Source organism: Allobosea sp. UC22_33 (genome assembly GCF_042700715.1).
GTDB lineage: Bacteria > Pseudomonadota > Alphaproteobacteria > Rhizobiales > Beijerinckiaceae > Allobosea.
Window position 1 is genome coordinate 1,334,077 of the sequence record NZ_CP170556.1, and the last position, 15,252, is coordinate 1,349,328.

21 protein-coding genes and 1 tRNA gene are annotated in these 15,252 nt (G+C 65.2%); 11 read left to right on the forward strand and 11 right to left on the reverse strand.

Annotated features, from left to right (window positions below):
- Nucleotides 1–105: 105 nt before the first annotated feature.
- Nucleotides 106–270 (reverse strand): hypothetical protein, encoded by a 165-nt coding sequence (locus ACFJGT_RS06305; RefSeq protein ID WP_377846972.1) that lies wholly within the window; start codon nt 268–270, stop codon nt 106–108.
- 10 nt (nt 271–280) lie between these two features.
- On the opposite strand from ACFJGT_RS06305, the gene ACFJGT_RS06310 reads away from it, so the two are divergent.
- On the forward strand, nt 281–679 hold the full coding sequence (locus ACFJGT_RS06310; RefSeq protein ID WP_377846974.1) for a DUF4376 domain-containing protein: 399 nt from the start codon (nt 281–283) through the stop codon (nt 677–679).
- On the opposite strand, the gene ACFJGT_RS06315 is transcribed toward ACFJGT_RS06310, so the two are convergent.
- A complete protein-coding gene (locus ACFJGT_RS06315) occupies nt 676–1,905 on the reverse strand; it encodes a hypothetical protein (RefSeq protein WP_377846976.1) in 1,230 nt (409 codons plus the stop codon). The two genes, ACFJGT_RS06310 and ACFJGT_RS06315, sit on opposite strands and share 4 nt — an antisense overlap.
- A 637-nt stretch (nt 1,906–2,542) precedes the next feature.
- On the opposite strand from ACFJGT_RS06315, the gene ACFJGT_RS06320 reads away from it, so the two are divergent.
- Nucleotides 2,543–2,800: a hypothetical protein gene (locus ACFJGT_RS06320; protein WP_377846978.1), complete on the forward strand. Its 258-nt coding sequence runs from the start codon at nt 2,543–2,545 to the stop codon at nt 2,798–2,800.
- A 437-nt stretch (nt 2,801–3,237) separates the two neighbouring features.
- Entirely contained in the window at nt 3,238–3,522 is a 285-nt protein-coding gene (locus ACFJGT_RS06325) for a hypothetical protein (protein ID WP_377846980.1), read from the forward strand.
- A 217-nt stretch (nt 3,523–3,739) separates the two neighbouring features.
- On the opposite strand, the gene ACFJGT_RS06330 is transcribed toward ACFJGT_RS06325, so the two are convergent.
- The gene (locus tag ACFJGT_RS06330; protein ID WP_377846981.1) at nt 3,740–4,030 is read right to left on the reverse strand and encodes a hypothetical protein; all 291 of its coding nucleotides are present in this window, start codon (nt 4,028–4,030) and stop codon (nt 3,740–3,742) included.
- A 408-nt stretch (nt 4,031–4,438) separates the two neighbouring features.
- Between ACFJGT_RS06330 and ACFJGT_RS06335 the strand changes: the two genes are divergently transcribed.
- Nucleotides 4,439–4,567: a hypothetical protein gene (locus ACFJGT_RS06335; protein WP_377846983.1), complete on the forward strand. Its 129-nt coding sequence runs from the start codon at nt 4,439–4,441 to the stop codon at nt 4,565–4,567.
- A gap of 12 nt (nt 4,568–4,579) precedes the next feature.
- On the opposite strand, the gene ACFJGT_RS06340 is transcribed toward ACFJGT_RS06335, so the two are convergent.
- A complete protein-coding gene (locus ACFJGT_RS06340; protein ID WP_377846985.1) occupies nt 4,580–4,987 on the reverse strand; it encodes a phospholipid-binding protein in 408 nt (135 codons plus the stop codon).
- Between the two features lie 88 nt (nt 4,988–5,075).
- Between ACFJGT_RS06340 and ACFJGT_RS06345 the strand changes: the two genes are divergently transcribed.
- The 3 genes from ACFJGT_RS06345 (at nt 5,076) to ACFJGT_RS06355 (ending at nt 6,302) form a co-directional block, all read left to right on the forward strand.
- A complete protein-coding gene (locus ACFJGT_RS06345) occupies nt 5,076–5,378 on the forward strand; it encodes a glycosyl hydrolase 108 family protein (protein WP_377846987.1) in 303 nt (100 codons plus the stop codon).
- A 23-nt stretch (nt 5,379–5,401) separates the two neighbouring features.
- Nucleotides 5,402–5,929, forward strand: a complete 528-nt coding sequence (locus ACFJGT_RS06350) for a hypothetical protein (RefSeq protein WP_377846989.1) — start codon at nt 5,402–5,404, stop codon at nt 5,927–5,929.
- Between the two features lie 175 nt (nt 5,930–6,104).
- Complete coding sequence (locus tag ACFJGT_RS06355) at nt 6,105–6,302, forward strand: hypothetical protein (RefSeq protein WP_377846992.1); 198 nt, start codon at nt 6,105–6,107, stop codon at nt 6,300–6,302.
- A 569-nt stretch (nt 6,303–6,871) separates the two neighbouring features.
- On the opposite strand, the gene ACFJGT_RS06360 is transcribed toward ACFJGT_RS06355, so the two are convergent.
- From ACFJGT_RS06360 to ACFJGT_RS06380, 5 genes are all read right to left on the reverse strand, one after another.
- Complete coding sequence (locus ACFJGT_RS06360; RefSeq protein WP_377846994.1) at nt 6,872–7,528, reverse strand: hypothetical protein; 657 nt, start codon at nt 7,526–7,528, stop codon at nt 6,872–6,874.
- Nucleotides 7,521–7,679, reverse strand: a complete 159-nt coding sequence (locus tag ACFJGT_RS06365; protein WP_377846996.1) for a hypothetical protein — start codon at nt 7,677–7,679, stop codon at nt 7,521–7,523. Before ACFJGT_RS06365 ends, ACFJGT_RS06360 begins: the two co-directional genes overlap by 8 nt.
- A gap of 118 nt (nt 7,680–7,797) precedes the next feature.
- A complete protein-coding gene (locus ACFJGT_RS06370) occupies nt 7,798–7,947 on the reverse strand; it encodes a hypothetical protein (protein ID WP_377846998.1) in 150 nt (49 codons plus the stop codon).
- Between the two features lie 312 nt (nt 7,948–8,259).
- Nucleotides 8,260–8,334: transfer RNA gene (locus tag ACFJGT_RS06375), tRNA-Val, on the reverse strand.
- A 28-nt stretch (nt 8,335–8,362) separates the two neighbouring features.
- Entirely contained in the window at nt 8,363–9,061 is a 699-nt protein-coding gene (locus ACFJGT_RS06380; protein WP_377846999.1) for an HAD family hydrolase, read from the reverse strand.
- Nucleotides 9,062–9,217: 156 nt separating this feature from the next.
- On the opposite strand from ACFJGT_RS06380, the gene ACFJGT_RS06385 reads away from it, so the two are divergent.
- From ACFJGT_RS06385 to ACFJGT_RS06395, 3 genes are all read left to right on the forward strand, one after another.
- Nucleotides 9,218–9,604: a hypothetical protein gene (locus tag ACFJGT_RS06385; protein WP_377847001.1), complete on the forward strand. Its 387-nt coding sequence runs from the start codon at nt 9,218–9,220 to the stop codon at nt 9,602–9,604.
- A gap of 110 nt (nt 9,605–9,714) precedes the next feature.
- Complete coding sequence (rpiA, locus tag ACFJGT_RS06390; protein ID WP_377847003.1) at nt 9,715–10,416, forward strand: ribose-5-phosphate isomerase RpiA; 702 nt, start codon at nt 9,715–9,717, stop codon at nt 10,414–10,416.
- Nucleotides 10,417–10,529: 113 nt separating this feature from the next.
- Nucleotides 10,530–11,039: a DUF2059 domain-containing protein gene (locus ACFJGT_RS06395; RefSeq protein ID WP_377847006.1), complete on the forward strand. Its 510-nt coding sequence runs from the start codon at nt 10,530–10,532 to the stop codon at nt 11,037–11,039.
- Between the two features lie 78 nt (nt 11,040–11,117).
- On the opposite strand, the gene ACFJGT_RS06400 is transcribed toward ACFJGT_RS06395, so the two are convergent.
- On the reverse strand, nt 11,118–12,548 hold the full coding sequence (locus ACFJGT_RS06400; protein ID WP_377847008.1) for an APC family permease: 1,431 nt from the start codon (nt 12,546–12,548) through the stop codon (nt 11,118–11,120).
- 174 nt (nt 12,549–12,722) lie between these two features.
- On the opposite strand from ACFJGT_RS06400, the gene ACFJGT_RS06405 reads away from it, so the two are divergent.
- Nucleotides 12,723–13,766 (forward strand): SDR family oxidoreductase, encoded by a 1,044-nt coding sequence (locus tag ACFJGT_RS06405; RefSeq protein WP_377847010.1) that lies wholly within the window; start codon nt 12,723–12,725, stop codon nt 13,764–13,766.
- Here the strand turns inward: ACFJGT_RS06405 and ACFJGT_RS06410 are convergent.
- Nucleotides 13,747–15,246, reverse strand: coding sequence for a tripartite tricarboxylate transporter permease (locus ACFJGT_RS06410; protein ID WP_377847012.1), 1,500 nt, complete (start codon nt 15,244–15,246; stop codon nt 13,747–13,749). The two genes, ACFJGT_RS06405 and ACFJGT_RS06410, sit on opposite strands and share 20 nt — an antisense overlap.
- Nucleotides 15,247–15,252 lie beyond the last annotated feature (6 nt).

A 15,252-nucleotide genomic window follows, 5' to 3' on the forward strand; every position in this document is an offset into this window, starting at 1 on the left:
CGGCTTCGCGCGGCCACATCACGGGATTTGGGAAAGTCCGGAAAAATGGTGGGCGATACAGGGATCGAACCTGTGACCCCTCCCGTGTGAAGGTTGCGGGCACATTCAGATAACCTCCTGCTGCTTCTCAAGAATTTTGATGTCGTCAGAAGTGCTCCCCCAGATATCCCCCAGCGCGGGCAGTGCGGCGATGGAAGGAGCGTGGTTCGAGACATTCACATGGGTGTAGCGCTGGACCATGCTGATCTGCTTCCAGTCGCTCAGTTCCATGAGCTACCGAATGTCGCGGTGCTTGGCCGCGGCGACGGCAGATATCGCGGCCGAGGCCACTCTAAAGCTCGTCGCCTATGCCGCTGATCTCCGCTGGCAGCGGGAACAGGCCGGAACTGTCTGGAATGGCTGGCCGCTCCATACCGATGATCGCAGCCAGGGGAAGATCCTATCCGAGCTCCAGGCGATCGCGCAGGCTGTCCGCGTCGACGGTGACGGCTGGAAATTCGCGGATGGTCAGTTTCGGCCGGTTTCGAACGCCGATTTCCCCGCGCTGGCGATTGCAGCCCGCGAACATGTCCGCAACCTCTTCGTGATCGAGGCCGGCGTGTTGGCGGCGATCGAGGCGGGTTCGATCACGACCACGGCCGAGATCGACGCCGCCTTCGCGCCAAGTTCGCCTGGCTAAAAGATCGCCGAAACATCCGACCACACCCATCGGTGTGCCCAGAGGGTGATCGTGTGCTCGTCGGCCGTCTCGTCGAACACCGCATCATAGCGTCCGCCGATGTGTTCGACGACATTGGCGACGGCTTCCGAGTAGTGGTCGGCGACATAGCCACCAAAGCAGCAATCGTCCCGTACATTGTGAATGTTGACAAAGCGCGCGCCTTGCGAGGCCAGAACATAGAGGTCCAGGTAGTCGACCCCCAGGCTAGGAATCTCGCGCTGCTCCCAGTCGCCAATGGCATTGTTCGGAGGAGACCACGGCCGCGCATAATGCGGCATGGTTCCCGCCACCGAATAGGCAGCAACGATGCGCGTATCCAAGGCCGAGTAGAGCGTCACCGTCCATCCGCCGCCCGAAAGGCCGAGCATGCCGACGTTCGTGATGCCGCGGGAGGCCAGCTCATCGACGATGGCCGCGATGGGATCGAGGAAGATGCGCAGCGGATTGAATTCGGGGGTGCTCAGAACCTGAAGTTCGTCGTGGTTCCGGATTTGGACGGTGCCGACGATCGGGTCACTGACAACCACCGGACCAGCGTTGCGGCCGGAGAGCGGCATATCGACCGTCCAGACCTCATAGCCCCTTGCGACAAGATGGCGGATGCTCGCTTGATACGGTGGCTCGCTGCCAACGTGACCATGCCCGGCCGCCACGATCATCGCGCCCTTGCCGCGCCTGGACTGGCGGTATTTCGTCGGCATGAAACGATAGAGCCGTGAAATGAAGCCGCGCGACGTCGTGACGTGCCATTCTTCGATCGTGTCCAAGTTCGCAGCGGTCGCCCAGCCCGTGTTCGCACGATCTACGTCATTCTGCCGGATGGCAGGGCTGGGTGAGGCGATCGTGGTCGAGCCGAATATCTGCTGGATCAAGCCTGCACGCCTGGCGTTGGCAGACGCGGTGTCCGTGATGGTGATCTTGGACGCTGGGTCGATTTCGCTGACTTCCGAGGCATAGTTATCAATCGTCGAGAGCGCTTCGGCTTCTCTGGCCATCTCATGTTTTCGGTTGGCCTCTGCCTTATCGAGATGGCGAGCGATCTTTGCGGCTTGGCGCTGCGGCCGCAGCATGAATTTTTCGAGTGCAAGCCCACATAGGCCAATGCTGATCAGCGCAGCGACGGCCAGCGCGAAATGTCTCTTCGAAATTTTTGCGCCCCCCGCATCTGCCTCAACATTGGGCATAACCCTACGAACTAGAATATTTCCAATTTTTTTCCACCCCCATTTGGGGGATGCTTGGAAAGCCGGCTTTGTTGAGGGGGATTTGCCTGATGGCGGGGGCGTTTAAGGCAGCCGGCGTACGTCTCGGGGGGTAAACAGACAACCGTTTTATCTGCCGCCCGATGCTGTCAGAGCGTAGTCTTCTGCTGCGACCGGGGAACTAGCGACTCACCAGCGGTCGTAGCCGCGCCGATAGGGTCGGGGGCCGTAGCCTGGAGGCGGCCCATATCCAGGGCCGCGACCGTAGCCCGGGCCACCGCCATATCCAGGCAGTCGCCCGACTGGACCGCTTGATTGCCAGCAGCCTCGGTAGTTGCAGCTCGACTGCGTGTAGACACCGGTTCTCTGGTCGATGCAGCTCTGCGGCGTGCAAACCATTTGAACGCGATGGATATCGGTCGACGCCGGGATCTCAGGCAACGGCATTGCCCAGGCGCCTGGTGCCACCGTTCCGAACAGCAGTGCCGCGGCGAAAACTGAATATCGCATGGGGCCTTCCTCCTGCCGCGATCATCAATCGCCACACCTGAACGAATCCTGACCATCCAAGTTCCGCGCCGCCTTCGGGCGGCTTTTTCGTGCCTGAAAGGATCTACCCATGGCCGGCTCCGCCTCCGACTATCTCGAAAAGAAGCTCCTCGACCATTCGCTGGGCGTCGCCGCCTATACGATGCCGGGCACCGTCTATCTCGCGCTCTTCACGGCCGATCCCGGCGAGGCTGGCCCCGGCACCGAGGTCAGCGGCAACGGTTATGCCCGCCAGTCGACCGCTTTCGCCGCCGCCGCAGCAGTAGACGGCGTCATGACCGCCAGGAACTCAACGGCGAAGACCTTTACCGCCGTCGGCGGCGCCTGAGGCACGATCACGCATTGGGCTCTGTTCGACGCGCTGACCTCGGGCAACATGCTCTGGCACGCTGACATGACGGCGTCGTGCCCATCGGTGATGGTGACCAACTCGTGTTCGCGATCGATGCGTTGACGATCACGGCCGACTGGCCATGACACGCTATGGCGGATGCGGGGCCGGGCCGGGGGGGCTGGCGTCATCCCGTTCGTTCCTGGCTCCGAGATCGTCCAGCCCTTTCTGATCCTCGGGGAATCGACCATCGTCGACATCAGCGCGGGCGCGGTCACTGCCGAGGTCCTCTCTTATGGAATGGCGATCTTCGAGCCGGCGGTGGAGATTGAGAACAACGCGCCCACCGTCGCAGCCAATCAGCCAACCTCAACGCGGATAGCGTCAATCGCATAGGCGCCTGGCAGATCACCTTCGGTACCGGCTGCCGTGGCGTGTTCAGCCAGTTCGCGGCGAATTCCGCCAACGAGGGCCAGGAGTATGCCGGCCTGAAGTCCAATATCGGCACGAGCACGACGGTTCGGAATGATCCGCTGTTCGTCGATCCGAAGGCGGTCACCGCCGGCCCTGTGGCTGGCGCGGGTGGTGGCGACTATCGGCTGCAAGCCGGTTCGCCGTGCATCGGCATGGTGGTTTCGTCACCGCTGCCCTTCGACCTCGCCGGCAATGCCCGAAGCGCAACTGCCTCGGCTGCCGGCGCTTACGAGCGGCTGGCCTGAACAATGCTCATGGCCAGCGGCGGAATGAACCCGACATACGGTTACGGAGCGCTTGCGTGATGAAGAGAAACCCGGCCACCCTTTCGGATGAGCCGGGCCAGCCCCTCCAAGCGGGCGGTTGAGGCGGAGCCAGACCTCAATGCAATGAACTGCACGGCCGGGCTTTCGTTGCGTCATCCGATCGAATGACCGGCATCGTGCCGAAATCACCCAAGCATTATGCTCGGGGGAGCGCCCGCAGCCTTGACGCCAACAGCAGGCCGGCAGGCACGATTAGCGTCCAGAAGGCATCTGCGATCGACCCAGCAAGGCCGGACCCTGTGGCATCCTCAAAGAGATCGACGATCTCATTCGCGACCTGAATGGTCGCCGTCAGGACGAAGGCAAGGACTGGTCGCCTAAGGACGAACAGGAGAGCGATGAAGATCGCAGCTCCAAGGATTACGTGGAGAACCACGTCGTTCAGGCCGCTCGTGCTTTTGATGATCTGCTTGAAGCTGTGCCACATCGGCGCTGTTTAAAGCGCAGGCGGAAAAAAGCCAAAGCCTGAACCCACCACTCATCTATGGGGCAGCCAAGTCCATGCTGAGCCTCGCCAACGTGTGGCTGCTCTTCGTTCTGCCCGGCGTGATGGCCATAGCAGCTCCGGGCTTCGCTGCCTTCGCTACCGTCGCCTCTAACGCCCTTTCTCGACCGCTTCGGGCGATGGATTGGCTGCGCGCCGAGATTGTCGTCGGTGCACTTTGGGGGGTCTTATCGCGTTCCTTTAAGTATGCTGGTCGCGGGTTATCGAACTAGTGGTCAGGTGCCGACCACGTTCCCGTTTAGAACGAGCGACCGAGAGCACCTCGTTTCGTCATCAGCGGGAAGCATGCGCTTCGATATGTCTGGCGGCACCCCTCAGTATGACTGGCGCGTGTCGTTGACCGCGGTCTGCGGTCCCGAATATGTCGAGGTTAAGGTGCTCGATCATATCGTGGCGGAGTTCACGCCGGAGGAGGCCCGCGACTTCGCACGGGCCGTTCTCACGGTCTCGTCAGACTAAGACTGCGTCAGGCTACTGCGGATATTTCTTTGAGGCGGTCCCGATCGCCAAGGCGGCGCCAGAGCCGTCCAGGGCGGTCAAAGTCCATTCGTAGGTATGAACCTGCCCGGCGGGCGGGTTGGGGCCATTGTAGGCGCCGCTGATCGCTCCGCACGGAACATTGGCCGTTGGCCCGCCAACTTGGACGTCTCCGCCGCCATGGTTCCAGGTTGGAACGTCGCGATCCACCAATTTCAAGCGGAGCGACTTCGTCCCTGTGGGGATCTGCCCGATCTTAAACGACGGCGAAGCGCCTGAGCACCAATTGAAGGCGACGGACATGTGCGGCAACGCGGAGGTCTGCGCGGCGCCAGGGCGACTCTCGTTGCAGCCCGCAAGAGCGATGGCTGCGGCGCCAGCGACGACAGCAAGCTTCAGCATCTTGAATTCCTTCCCAGCCACGGCGCTTAGCGGCCGACGCGGCGAGTAAAGCGGCTGCCGGTCCGGCAAGCAATCCCAGGAGTGAACTATGACTGCGCAGAATTTTGCGCCGGCGCTGACGCGCGCCCTGACCCACGAGGGCGGGTTCTCGAACCACAAGGACGACCCGGGCGGCGCCACCATGAAGGGGGTCACTCAACGGGTATACGACGCATATCGAGAGCGTCGGGGCCTGCCGCAGCAATCTGTTCGACTGATCAGCGAGGCAGAGATCCAGGAGATCTACCGCAAGCAGTATTGGAACGTCATTAAAGGCGACAAGCTGCCAAAAGGGGGGGCGACTACGTCGTCTTCGACGGCGCGATCAATTCGGGCCCGTCGCAGTTGGTGAAATGGCTTCAGCGGGCACTCGGCATGAACCTCATCGACGGCGTTATCGGAGAGGCGACGCTCGCCGCAGTCGAGAACCACTACGATCACGACCTCCTCATCGCCCAGATCCTCGAACGGCGCCTCGCCTTCATGAGGGCGCTCAAGATCTGGAAGACGTTCAAGGGTGGATGGTCCAGGCGTGTCGCGCAGGTCCAGGAGATCGGGCAGGCATGGGCCACAGGATCGGTTGGCCCGAAGCCGACGTTCTTCATCGGTGGCGAAGCCAAGGCGAGCCTGACTCAGGCCAAGGCTTTGCCCGCGAAGGGCGGAGCCGACGCCGCGACCGGCGCCGGTATCTCTTCCGGTTCCCTGGCCGGCGTGCTGGAGACCGCGCGCCAGCAGCTTGAGCCGCTGGCCGGCGCCTCCACCATGATCGGTTATGTCGTCACGACTCTGGTGATCACCGGCGTGGTGATGACCGCTGGTGGCGTTGGCTGCCGCTGGTATGCGGCGCGTCGGGCCCGTGAACGCGCTGACGCGCTCGATCTTCCTCAGGGCGTGACGGCTTGATCGCGCTCGCTGAACTCGGCGCGGGGCTGGCCAGGCTCGTTAAGGGCATCCCCTGGCAGGCGTGGGTGGGTCCTTCTCGTTCTCATCGCCGTGGGCCTCTATGGATGCCAGCAACGCCGCGAGGGTGCTGCGGGCGCGCTCATCGAGATCGAACGGAAGCAACAGGAGGCAGCCGATGGCGCTCGGGAAGAAACTGGGCGCGTGCTGCGCGGGGATCGCTCTCGCGTCATGCAGTTCGACCGTGATTGACGGCTGCCGGATCTTCAGCCCGATCCGGGGCGCGCCGTCTGAGGATACGCCGGAAACGCAGCGTCAGGTCGATGCCCATAACGCACGCGGTGCGGGCGCTTGCGGATGGAAGGCGGGCGCATGATCGCGCCGGCGCGGCCGTCGGCCGGCCCGTACAGTTCGAACCGCCTGTTCGAATGGATCATGGCGGGCGGCTTCGCATGGGGCCGCGCTCTTCAGGATCGCCACGACCGTCGCACTGGTCGGTCCAGACCTTTTCTAGGCCGGAGCACATGCCGTCTTCGACAGCCTTCTCGAAGGTGCTCACGTCCGATCCTCCGGGGCTGGGGCAGAGGTGAGGGCGGCGATGATCTCATCACAAAGTACGTCGGTGAACGGGCGCGATTCAGGCCAGCCGGCGCTGTCCTCCCATACGTCCGAGCCGAGAGCGGTCGCGTCAACCTTGCGAACGCTGAGAATGAAATGGATGCGCCGAAGCAGTGCCTCCACCCCGCTCGCCGGCAAGGCTTCAGGGGGTGGGGCAGACAGCGGAACGTCATCGGGCAGCAACTTATCTACGGTTACGGCGAAGTAGCCCAGCCCTGTGGCCGGTCGGCCTTCTTCAACGTCATCACATCGATATTGTCGAAAGCCCACCGACGCATCCACGCCCGAGCCACCGTCCCCTGCGCGGCGGGGGGTAGAGAGGGGTGCTCATACGCTCGCCTCCCTCTGTTCCGTCCCTGAATCTTTTTTTGTGGCATCCGCGAGCGCGGCAGGGCCGTTCTCCAGAGCCAAGCAGCAGTGAATGCGCTGCTCGTAGTCTTGCTGCGCTGCTGACCTGGCTTCATCCTCGCTGCCGCGCGAGGCGATGATCTTCGAGCCAAGCACGACCTCGCAGAGGCCATGGCGGTCAGGGACTAGGATCATGTATTCCAGCCCAACCATCTGTTCCGAGCCGAGTATCTTGGCGATCTGGACGACGGAGAAGACCGTCTCAGCAGTGCGACCATCCTTCCATTGAAAGCGCTTCACGGACCATTTAAGGGCACGCACGCTGCTAGACTCTGGCCGGAATCGCGCGGATGCCAACTTCCGAATAAGCTTGGCTTCCCTTTCTTCGGAGGCTTTGAGGGCGGCTAGGGCTTCGTCGAGTTTCGGCTGAAGCTGTCGTGCGCTGTAGAGCGGCCCGGCCAGAGCGAGCTTGATCTTCAGGTCTTCGTACTCCCCCTCCTTCTCGCTCAGGGCGCGGGAGGTCGACTCTAGGGCGTCGGCTGCGTCTTCGCCGAGAGATTGATTCGAAGGGTGATCGTCCCCGACTTTCAGCTTCCGAAGCCGCGACACCAGCTCTGTGTTGAGCCCCTCAGACATCGGAGGCCTCCCCGGTGGGGGTGGGGGCGAAGCCGAGCAGCGGCAGATCGCTTTCGTTCGGCTCTTCGACGTGGTCAATGGCAAAGCGGTCCCACATGCAGCTCAGGTCGAAGACGGCGCGCTGCGCATAGGTGCGGCCATCGGCCAGCAAGGACCCGTGAAGCAGTCTCCCGACTCGCTTTCGTTGGGCCATACCTCGATGCGGCTGCCGCCGTGCGTGACGGCAATCATGCCGACTGGAGGGTAAAGGAGGGGGCCGGGCCAGGCGATCATGCGGAGGCTTCCGGCGCGGGAGTGATGAAGCTCTTGCAGACGGTCAGTGGGCTGAGGCCGCCTTCAACCGCCACGGTCTTCCGGTTGACCCTGAGCACGCGCCGGACACCGTAAAGTGTGGTGTCGACCAGATCGCCCGGCTTCACGTCACATGCGGCAATGACCTCTTCGCGCTTCCGCTGGGTATCGCCGGCCAGAACGCGGGACTGTCATTGACCGTGCCGCGAACGCGAGCGGCTTCCGCGAACTTGGCGGCGGCCTGCGAACGAAGATCGATCACACGGCGGTCGACCTGAGCTTGCCGCCCTTCCCGTCCCCGCTCACCCATGGCGCGCGCTCCTCGGGGAGAGGGGCGAAGGGCAGACCGCGGCGGGAACAAACGTCCCCCAGATTTCCCCCACATGAGCGCGCATGTTCGCACGCTGGTGCGCCAGGAGATTTGGGAAAGTCCGGAAAAATGGTGGGCGATACAGGGATCGAACCTGTGACCCCTCCCGTGTGAAGGGAGTGCTCTACCGCTGAGCTAATCGCCCGGACCCGGCCTCTCCTAGTCGGCGCGCCTCATGCCGTCAAGGACGTCCGGGGAGGAGATTTGAACACGCGGCCGACGGCGCCGTGCAGCTCGTCGAAATGCTGGATCACCAGATCCGGCTCCAGCGTCTCGATCGGTACGTCGGTATAGCCGAAGGGTACGCAGATCGTCGGGATGCCGGCGGCGCGCGCCGTCGCGATATCCGTGCGGGAATCGCCGATCATCACCGCCCGCGCCGGATCGGCCTTCGCCGCCGCGATCGTCAGGGTGAGGTGACGCGGGTCCGGCTTGAAATAGGGGAAGCTGTCGCGCCCGGCGACCGCCGCGAAGCGATCGGCGATGCCGAAATGAGCCAGCATCAGGTTCGTGTGCAGGACCGGCTTGTTGGTGCAGACCGCGAGCGCATAGCCTTCGCCCGCCAGTGCATCGAGCGCGCCGAGCACGCCGTCGAAGAGATGGCTGCTGCCTGCGGTGTCCTGCGCATAGATATCCATGAACTCCAGGAAGAGACGCTCCAGCGTGTCCGGATCGAGCGGCCGGCCCGAGACCTTGAAGCCGCGCTCGATCAGGACGCGCACGCCCGCGCCGACAAGCTCGCGCGCCCGTTCCAGGGGCAGCGTCGCCAACCCCTCGCGCACGAGGATCAGGTTGAGGACCCGCATGATGTCCGGCGCGGTCTCGGCGAGCGTTCCGTCGAGATCGAAGACGACGATCGGGGGCAGACTCATGGTCGGAACCTTTGGAGTGATTCGGGCGGGCGCGATTCGGTTAGAGGTCGTTGCGGTCGGGCTGGCAAGTCCCCCGCGCGCGCCTCCCCAAAATTGCCGCGCGAGATGGTATCGTGCGCGCGATTCGTCGCGCGGCCGGCGGCAGGGAAGATCATCATGTCGACATTCACGGGAAGACGGGCTGGAATCGCAGGGCTGATGCTCGGAGCGGGGCTCGCGATGGCGGGCGCGGCGCCGGCCTGGGCCGGGCCCTTCGAATTCGCGCCTGCGCCGCAGAACGATCTCAACCGCGTCTACCGGATCGACAAGGCGACGGGCGAGGTCGGCGCCTGCCAGTTCCAGTTGAAGGAGGGCGGCGTCGGCCTGACCGTCTGCTTCCCCTCGGGCGAGGGAGCGGGGCCGCAGGCGCCCAGCGATTACGGCCTGATGCCGTCGCGCCACGAGAAGGAGGGCGGCATCTTCCGGGTCAATATCCGCACCGGCGAGATGAGCATCTGCTACGTCTTCGACGACAAGACAGTGTGCACGCCCCAGACGAAATGACGTCCGAACGCTTCGGCGCGCTGGACTCGCACGGCCTTGCGGGGCAGGAGAGCGCCGTCGTCCGGCCTGGACGGCGGGCGTTTTCCACATCCTGAGCCGGACGGACCCTCATGAATGCCGACGACCTGAAGAAGCAGGCTGCCGCTCGCGCGCTTGAGCTCGTGCGGCCGGGCATGCGGCTCGGACTCGGCACTGGCTCCACCGCGAAGCATTTCGTCGACCTGCTCGGCGCCAAGGTCGCGGAGGGATTCGAGGTGCTCTGCGTTTCGACCTCCGAGGCTACGCAAGCCCAGGCCGTTTCGCTGGGCATCCCGATGTCGACGCTCGACGAGACCCCGGAGCTCGATCTCACCGTCGATGGTGCCGATGAGGTCGATCCGCAGCTGCGCCTGATCAAGGGCGGTGGCGCGGCCCTGCTGCGCGAGAAGATCGTGGCGGCGGCCTCCACCCGCATGATCGTGATCGCCGATGACGGCAAGCTGGTGCAGACTCTCGGGCGCTTCCCGCTGCCGATCGAGGTCGTGCCCTTCGGTCTCGAGGCGACGCGCCGGGCGGTGGCCGCCGCGATCGCCGCTTCCGGCGCCGAAGGGGAGCTCACGCTGCGCCAGCGGGCGGACGGCACGACGCTCGTCACCGATGGCGGGCATTACATCCTCGACTCGCATCTCGGCACGATCGCGCGCCCGGAATTGCTGGCGCAGGCCCTGAACATCGTGCCCGGCGTCGTCGAGCACGGCCTGTTCATCGGGCTGGCCACCGGCGCCATCCTGGCCGGGGCCGACGGCCTCAAGCTCCTCGGCAGGATCGAATGATTCCATTCCGGCGCAATCCACGCTAAGGAACGCGCCACAATGACCGGTCCATCGCTGTCGGTGGTGCAATCGCGCGCTCCGATGGCGGTTCGCTGATAAAGGGGTTTCCACGCATGATCCGTCGTTTTCTCGCCCAGGCTGCCCTAGGTCTGGCGCTTGCCTGCGCAGCTCCCGCCTTCGCCCAGGCGCCGGCGCCCGCGCCTGCGTTGACGCCGAGCCACCTCCAGGTGGCGCGCGAGGTCGCGGAGCTGACCGGCATCACGCTGACCTTCACGGGCATCTTCACCGAGTTCGAGAAGAACGTGCAGGAGCTCCTCGCGACCCGGCCGGAGATGAAGAAGGACTCCGATGCCGTCATCGCCGCGCTGAAGCCGGAAGCCGACAAGCGCATCGACGAGATGACCAAGACGGCCGCCGAGGTCTTCGCCCGGAAGATGAACGAGGCGGATCTCAAGGAGGTCGCCGGCTTTTTCAAGTCTCCGGTTGGTCAGCGCTACAATGCGATGCGACGCGAGGCGATGGACGATCTTTTCAGCGTCCTGCAGCCTTGGACCTTGCAGACCAGCCAGTATCTGTTCGACCGCTTCTCGCAGGAGATGCGCAAGCGCGGCCACTCGCTGTGATGCCGCGTGGATAACCGCGCTTCAGGATAAGCAAAGGCCGGTGAGCGATCGCCGGCCTTTTTCGTTGCGGCAGGGCGCTCAGTTGACCGGGCCGCGGCCGCCGATATCCTCCATCAGCGGATCGCTCACGGCGGTGCCGGTCTTGCGGTTGACGATGACCGTGACGACCCAGAGCAGCACGCCAACGCCGATCAGCACGCCGGCGATCGTGTACTGGACCGAGGCGCGCCCCGTCCAGGGACCGGCCAGGAAGGCGCAGGAGAGGGCGCCGATGACCGGCAGGAAGGTCGGCGTACGGAAATGGTCATGGTCGACCGTATCCTTGCGCAGCACCAGCACGGCGATGTTGACGACGGTGAACACGCAGAGCAGCAGCAGCGCGGTCGTGCCGCCCAGCGCCGGCACCTCGCCGACGAAGGTGATCAGCGCGAAGGCGAGCAGGGTGGTGAAGCCGATCGCCACATAGGGCGTGCGCCTTGTGGCGTGGACCTTGCCGAGCACCGGCGGCAGCACATGCTCGCGGCTCATGCCGTAGACCAGCCGGCTCGCCATCAGCATGTTGATCAGCGCGCTGTTGGCGACTGCGAACATGGTGATGAAGCCAAAGATCCAGATCGGGAAGTTCGGCGCGCCTGCCTGCACCACCTTGAGCAGCGGCGTCTCGCCCTCGCCGAGCTGTTCCGGCGGGACGAGCGTGATCGCCGAGATCGAGACCAGCACGTAGATCACGCCGGTGATGGCGAGGCCGATGAGCAGGATCTTCGGGAAGATGCGGCTCGGGTCCTTGGTCTCCTCGGCCATGTTGACCGAGTCCTCGAAGCCGACCATCGCGAAGAAGGCCAGCGTCGTCGCGGCGATCACCGGCCAGAACATCCCGCCATCGGCCGTCGTCTTGAACTGCATGACGCGGGAGACGTCGCCCTGTCCGGCCGCGATCGCCATCATGCCGATGGTGATGATGATCAGGAGGCCGGTAAGCTCGACGCAGGTCAGAACGACATTGGCCTTCACGCTCTCGCCGACGCCGCGCAGGTTCACGATCGCGACGAGCGCCATGAAGCCGAGCCCGATCAGCGTGATGCCCCAGCCGCCGGAGAGGCCGAGCCCGAAGGCGCTGGACATGTTGGCGGCGAAGGCGCGCGAGGCGGTCGAGGCCGAGGTGATGCCCGAGCACATCACCGCGAAGGCGACGATGAAGGTGATGAAATGCACGCCGAACGCCTTGTGCGTGTAGAGCGCGGCGCCGGCGGCCTGCGGGTATTTCGTGACGAGTTCGAGATAGCTGAAGGCCGTCACCATCGCGACGGCGAAGGCGACGAGGAAGGGCAGCCAGACGACGCCGCCAACCTGGTTCGCGACCTGGCCGGTGAGGGCATAGATGCCCGTGCCCAGGATGTCCCCGACGATGAAGAGCAGCAGCAGCCATGGCCCCATGACACGGTGCAGGCTCGGTTCTGCGGCGGCTGGCTGACCGGTGCCGACCTGCGCGCCAAGCGTGGTATCGCTCATCGATAGTCTCCCTCTGCCGCGGCATCGCTGGCGATGCCGGCCCTGGGTCAACACAGTTCCGCCGCAATTGTTCACCGATTGGCCTGCCCCGCCCGTCGGCCTGCCTTGCTCTGGCGTCATGCCCAAACCGACGCTATGGCCGGGCGGCTGAAATGAAACGGCGGAGCCGGCGACATGACCCGTGATCTCGTTCTCGTGACCGGAGGCTCCGGCTTCCTCGCGGGGCATTGCATCCTCACGTTGCTCGCGGCGGGCTACGACGTCCGCACGACGCTGCGCGATCGGGCCCGCGAGGGCGCTCTCAGGGACGCCCTGCGCGGAGCCGGAATCGAGGCCGGTGACCGGCTGCAGGTCGTCGTCGCCGATCTGATGGGGGACGAGGGCTGGGACGAGGCGGCGACCGGCTGTACCTATGTCCTTCACGTCGCGTCCCCGCTCGCCGCGGCCGAGCCGAAGGACGAGGCCGAACTGATCCGCCCGGCGCGGGAGGGCACGCTGCGCGTCCTGCGCGCCGCGCATAGGGCCGGGGTGAGGCGCGTCGTGCTGACCTCTTCCTTCGCCGCGATCGGCTATGGCCGCATCGTGAAGCGCCCCTATGACGAGCGCGACTGGACGAACGCGGCAGCGCCTGGGCTTGCCGCCTATCCGAAATCCAAGACGCTGGCCGAGCGCGCCGCTTGGGATTTCGTCGATGGCGAAGGGCAGGGGCTGGAGCTTTCGGTCGTGAACCCCGTCGGCATCTTCGGCCCCTTGCTGGGGCCGGATCTCTCGGCCTCGATCCTGCTGGTCAAGACCATGCTGGATGGGCGGCTCTGGGCGGTGCCGCGGCTGATGTTCGGCGTCGTCGATGTGCGCGATGTCGCCGACCTGCACCTGCGCGCCATGACGGATGCGGCGGCGGCCGGCGAGCGTTTCCTGGCGACGGCCGGCGATTTCATGACGATGCAGGCGATCGCCCAGGCGTTGAAGGACGGTCTCGGCGCGGATGCGGAGCGGGTCTCGACGCGCGTCCTGCCGGATTGGCTGGTGCGCTTCGCCGCCCGCTTCAGCGCCGCGGCCCGTCAGGCGGCGACGCCGGAGCTCGGCCGCAGCAAGACCGCGACGAGCGCCAAGGCGCAGGCCATGCTCGGCTGGCAGCCGCGCCCGGCGAAGGAGGCTCTCGTCGCCACGGGCGAGAGCCTCATCCGGCTCGGTCTGGTCAGTCCTCGGCAGCCTTGAACTGGTTCAGCCCCTTCATCACGAAGGGCGCCACCAGCGCGATGAAGGCGATGCCGAGCAGCGTCGCCGAGATCGGGTTCTCCAGCAGGATCATCGGATCGCCCAGGCTGATCTGCAGCGCGCGGCGCAATTGCTGCTCCGCCATCGGCCCGAGGATCAGGCCGACCACCATCGGCGCCACCGGATAGTCGTAGCGGCGCATCAGATAGCCGAGGAAGCCGAAGGCGAAGAGCATGGCGAGCTCGGCCGGCGAGCCGTTGACGGCAAGCGTGCCCATCGTCGCGAAGACGAGGATGCCGGCATAGAGCCAGGGCTGCGGGATCGCCAGAAGCCGGACCCAGAGCCCGATCAGCGGCAGGTTCAGGATCACCAGCATGACGTTGGCGATGAACAGCGAGGCGATCAGGCCCCAGACCAGATCCGGCTTTTCGGCGAAGAGCAGCGGGCCGGGGTTGAGCCCGTATTGCTGGAAGCCGGCGAGCATGATCGCGGCCGTCGCCGAAGTCGGCAGGCCGAGGGTCAGCAGCGGCACCAGCGTGCCGGCTGCGGAGGCGTTGTTGGCGGCCTCGGGCCCTGCGACGCCCTCGATCGCGCCCTTGCCGAACTCGTCCGGGTATTTGCAGAGCTTGCGCTCGGTCGAGTAGCTCAGGAAGGTCGGAACCTCGGCGCCGCCGGCCGGCAGGGCGCCGATCGGGAAGCCGAAGGCGGTGCCGCGCAGCCAGGGCGCCCAGGAGCGCTTCCAGTCCTCCTTGGTCATCCACAGCGAGCCCTTGATCGGGATGATCTCCTCGGGATCGCGGAAGCGCTTGGAGGCGACGTAGAAGGCTTCGCCGACGGCGAAGAGGCCGACCGCGAGCGTCGTGACCTCGACGCCGTTGAGCAGCTCCGGCACGCCGAAGGTCAGGCGGGCCTGGCCGGTCAGCTTGTCGATGCCCACCAGGCCGAGCGCGATGCCGAGGAACAGGCTGGTCAGGCCGCGCAGCGGCGAGTCGCCGAAGGTCGCGGAGACCGTGACGAAGGCGACGATCATCAGCGCGAAATAGTCCCAGGGGCCGAACTTCACCGCGATCTCGACCAGAACGGGTGCCAGGAAGGCAAGCCCGATCGTCGCGATCAGGCCGGCGACGAAGGAGCCGATCGCCGAGGTGGCGAGCGCCGGGCCGCCGCGGCCGGCCTTGGCCATCTTCGAGCCTTCGAGCGCTGTGGCGAGCGAGGCGCTTTCGCCGGGTGCATTGAGCAGGATCGCCGTGGTCGAGCCGCCATACATGCCGCCATAGTAGATGCCGGCGAACATGATCAGCGATCCCGCCGGATCGAGCTTGAAGGTCACCGGCAGCAGCAGCGCGACGGTGAGCGCCGGGCCGATGCCGGGCAGCACGCCGACGGCGGTCCCGAGGAACACGCCGATCAGGCAGAAGATCATCTTGGAGGGTTCGAGCGCGACGCTGAAACCGTGAAGCAGGGAGAGCAGGGTATCCATGATCGG

Excerpts from the sequence above, each read along its gene's own strand:
- ACFJGT_RS06305 (WP_377846972.1), bottom strand. The coding sequence starts at position 270 with ATGGAACTGAGCGACTGGAAGCAGATCAGCATGGTCCAGCGCTACACC.
- ACFJGT_RS06310 (WP_377846974.1), top strand. The coding sequence starts at position 281 with ATGTCGCGGTGCTTGGCCGCGGCGACGGCAGATATCGCGGCCGAGGCC.
- ACFJGT_RS06315 (WP_377846976.1), bottom strand. The coding sequence starts at position 1,905 with ATGCCCAATGTTGAGGCAGATGCGGGGGGCGCAAAAATTTCGAAGAGA.
- ACFJGT_RS06320 (WP_377846978.1), top strand. The coding sequence starts at position 2,543 with ATGGCCGGCTCCGCCTCCGACTATCTCGAAAAGAAGCTCCTCGACCAT.
- ACFJGT_RS06330 (WP_377846981.1), bottom strand. The coding sequence starts at position 4,030 with ATGTGGCACAGCTTCAAGCAGATCATCAAAAGCACGAGCGGCCTGAAC.
- ACFJGT_RS06340 (WP_377846985.1), bottom strand. The coding sequence starts at position 4,987 with ATGCTGAAGCTTGCTGTCGTCGCTGGCGCCGCAGCCATCGCTCTTGCG.
- ACFJGT_RS06345 (WP_377846987.1), top strand. The coding sequence starts at position 5,076 with ATGACTGCGCAGAATTTTGCGCCGGCGCTGACGCGCGCCCTGACCCAC.
- ACFJGT_RS06350 (WP_377846989.1), top strand. The coding sequence starts at position 5,402 with ATGAACCTCATCGACGGCGTTATCGGAGAGGCGACGCTCGCCGCAGTC.
- ACFJGT_RS06355 (WP_377846992.1), top strand. The coding sequence starts at position 6,105 with ATGGCGCTCGGGAAGAAACTGGGCGCGTGCTGCGCGGGGATCGCTCTC.
- ACFJGT_RS06360 (WP_377846994.1), bottom strand. The coding sequence starts at position 7,528 with ATGTCTGAGGGGCTCAACACAGAGCTGGTGTCGCGGCTTCGGAAGCTG.
- ACFJGT_RS06380 (WP_377846999.1), bottom strand. The coding sequence starts at position 9,061 with ATGAGTCTGCCCCCGATCGTCGTCTTCGATCTCGACGGAACGCTCGCC.
- ACFJGT_RS06385 (WP_377847001.1), top strand. The coding sequence starts at position 9,218 with ATGTCGACATTCACGGGAAGACGGGCTGGAATCGCAGGGCTGATGCTC.
- rpiA (WP_377847003.1), top strand. The coding sequence starts at position 9,715 with ATGAATGCCGACGACCTGAAGAAGCAGGCTGCCGCTCGCGCGCTTGAG.
- ACFJGT_RS06395 (WP_377847006.1), top strand. The coding sequence starts at position 10,530 with ATGATCCGTCGTTTTCTCGCCCAGGCTGCCCTAGGTCTGGCGCTTGCC.
- ACFJGT_RS06400 (WP_377847008.1), bottom strand. The coding sequence starts at position 12,548 with ATGAGCGATACCACGCTTGGCGCGCAGGTCGGCACCGGTCAGCCAGCC.
- ACFJGT_RS06405 (WP_377847010.1), top strand. The coding sequence starts at position 12,723 with ATGACCCGTGATCTCGTTCTCGTGACCGGAGGCTCCGGCTTCCTCGCG.
- ACFJGT_RS06410 (WP_377847012.1), bottom strand. The coding sequence starts at position 15,246 with ATGGATACCCTGCTCTCCCTGCTTCACGGTTTCAGCGTCGCGCTCGAA.